Origin of the sequence: Terrisporobacter muris (genome assembly GCF_024621905.1) — a bacterium.
Taxonomy (GTDB): domain Bacteria; phylum Bacillota; class Clostridia; order Peptostreptococcales; family Peptostreptococcaceae; genus Terrisporobacter; species Terrisporobacter muris.
In genome coordinates this window covers 1-2597 of record NZ_JANKBY010000421.1, presented here as the reverse complement: position 1 = coordinate 2597, position 2597 = coordinate 1, and the positions used below count along the sequence as shown (strand labels likewise).

At 25.2% G+C, this 2597-nt stretch carries 4 protein-coding genes; 2 read left to right on the top strand and 2 right to left on the bottom strand.

The genetic code is table 11. The features are described from left to right. On the bottom strand, positions 1–747 hold a 747-nt coding region (locus NSA58_RS18685), incomplete at its 3' end, for an MBL fold metallo-hydrolase (protein WP_257560829.1). Between the two features lie 21 nt (positions 748–768). Continuing rightward, on the bottom strand, positions 769–1500 hold the full coding sequence (locus NSA58_RS18680; RefSeq protein ID WP_039680415.1) for a YkgJ family cysteine cluster protein: 732 nt from the start codon (positions 1498–1500) through the stop codon (positions 769–771). A 90-nt stretch (positions 1501–1590) separates the two neighbouring features. On the opposite strand from NSA58_RS18680, the gene NSA58_RS18675 reads away from it, so the two are divergent. Together NSA58_RS18675 and NSA58_RS18670 are read left to right on the top strand one after the other, a co-directional pair. Beyond that, positions 1591–1842 carry a hypothetical protein gene (locus NSA58_RS18675; RefSeq protein ID WP_039680416.1) on the top strand — a complete coding sequence of 84 codons (252 nt, stop codon included), beginning with the start codon at positions 1591–1593 and terminating at the stop codon, positions 1840–1842. A gap of 329 nt (positions 1843–2171) precedes the next feature. Next, positions 2172–2501, top strand: coding sequence for a hypothetical protein (locus NSA58_RS18670; RefSeq protein ID WP_079764792.1), 330 nt, complete (start codon positions 2172–2174; stop codon positions 2499–2501). The last annotated feature ends 96 nt before the right edge of the window (positions 2502–2597 follow it).

Below are 2597 nucleotides of genomic sequence, written 5' to 3'. Positions count from 1 at the left end.
ATTATCTATGGTTATTGGTGATTTTAGTAAATCTTTTACTTGATTCACATAATTGTTAACGGCACTTATATGATTATTTATAATACCCTGGCTATCTATCTTAGAATAAATTTCTTTATCATGTCCTAAAACCATATATTCAAAATCAATATCTTTTATCTTATTAACAGAATTTAGATATTCCTTTACATCGTACAATAAAAGTAAATCAAATTTCTTTAGCATTTGACTTCCTACAAATAAATCCCCTACAAATAAAATCTTATCATCTGTCAAAATACCTATACTTCCTTCAGTATGACCGCTTAGTTTAATTATTTCAAATTTTCTATTATTTAATACTATCTTTCCTTCCTCAATTATATCATCAACCTTGGTCTCATGACTCTCTTCTGAAGACTCTTTAAATTTCAAAAACTTATTAGCTTTTCCTCCTACAGTATAATCTGCAAATTTATTAGGATTATCTATAAATATTTTAGCTTCTGAAGATGACAGTATCTGAATATTATTATTAAGCTTTTTTAAATTACTGGATCCTTCATAATGGTCACCATGCTCATGAGTATTAATAATATATTTTATAACCATATTATTTTCTTTTAATAGCTCAATCATCTTTCTTTGTTTTATACCATAACGCCCTGGATCTATTATTAAACAATTATTGTTATCTAATCTAATTACCCCTGTGTTTGTACCACCCTTAATGTAATAAGTGTCTCCTTTTATATTTATTAACTTCACTTACCCCACCTGCCAATTCTTCTATTTAATTAACATTCTTTTCAATCTGCCTATTGTTCTCTTAGATATATTTTTCTCTTTAGAAATCCTTACTTTAATATTATAAGACATATTTTGGTCTAATAGTGAATCGATAAAATATTCTACAATTCCTCTATCTCTAAATTCTATATCTATAATTCCTTTCGAAAATAATCTAGAATCTAGAACCATTACATTATCAACAAAGTTAAGCCTTTCACTTTTAGATAGATATCTAGTTTCTGGTATGAAATCTTCACAATATTTTATTTTATAATTTACAACTTCATCACTTATATCAAATCCATATTTACCCTTAATTATATTTTTATACTGTTTATTCTTTTCAGTTATATCTTTTAGATTTTTATTATAATCTTCTTTTTTCCAATGACCAAACAATCTACAATTTAATGGTCTCACATCATAAATTCCACATCTATTATTTTCATCTTTAAAAGGACAACATTTCTTCTCCATAAACTCCATAAAATAATAATCCATTATTCTATCAAGAGATTTTTTTCTTAACTCATGCTTATCTTCTAAATAGTTATATATATTTAAAAATTCTATTAAATTAACACCCACAGATTCCATACAACAAATTCCACAACCTGTACACTGCCCCTTGGGTAACGTTTCATATATATTATTAAGTTCATCAAATAGTTGATTTTTTTTAGCATATTCTATACTTTTTAAAATATCTATATTATTTATACTAGCCATTGTACATTCTCCTTGTTATAATTATTAAGTTAATATAAAAACTTATTATATCACATTTATTACTATAAATTGTAGGAGGTATCTTACTAAATGAACAGATATACAAAGATTATCAATATGATGGAAAGTTATTTCACTAAGGATTTTGACAAAGCTAAAAAAGGAATAACTAAAACCAGAGAAGTAAAAGAAGAAACTGTTAAAAAAGCTTTCTTAAAAGGAAATACTGAAGTTTTAGTTATTTTAGAAGATTCAGGCCGTGAAATACTTATCGACGACTTTTCTTCAGATGAAGATATAAAAAAATATTTAGGTGCTTCATTTATAAATCCTAAAAGATAAAAAATAAAAAGTTCGAAGGTTAACAAAACTTTCGAATTTTTTTATGTATAAATTTTCATTACAAAGACAATAATACTAATGTAATTTAAATATTTAACTCAATCTCCCCCAATATAAGCTTTCATTCCCCCAGTGGAAGCTACGTTTTTTGCTAAATAGAGAAGGATAAATTTATTCTTCTCTATTTTTTTGTAATTAAAACAAAATTCTGCTGCCAATTTAGCAAGTATTAAATATATAAATTAAACTTTAATTGATATATTATGATAATATGACTTATATTGTATATTAAATATATAGATACAAATACTTATTTACGAGGTGAAATAATGATTGAAATAGGAAACTTAAAATTAGATAGTGATTTTGATTATAGGATCATAAGAGAAGAAGCTAACGATTTAGACTTGTATATAGATATAAATTATAGATGCGTAGACATAAACGTGGGAGAATCGCAAATATTTAATTCTAGAGTACAATTTCCATATGTTAGGTCTATACTTCTAAGAATTAATAAGGAGAGTCACTTAATGACTGTACACCTTATGAGAGATATAGATTTATTTTCTGCTTTTGCAAACTTTGAGGTTGATTATTCTAATAGTATTTTTAAGATCAAGAATTTTCAAGAAAAAGTAATTATAAGTAAAAATTAATATTCAAAAAAATAAGGGGGCCTTAACAGGCCCCAGTTTTTATTTATCTCTTATTTATAATTCAATTGTAATCCCAAAATTTTCTCACGTCAAGAA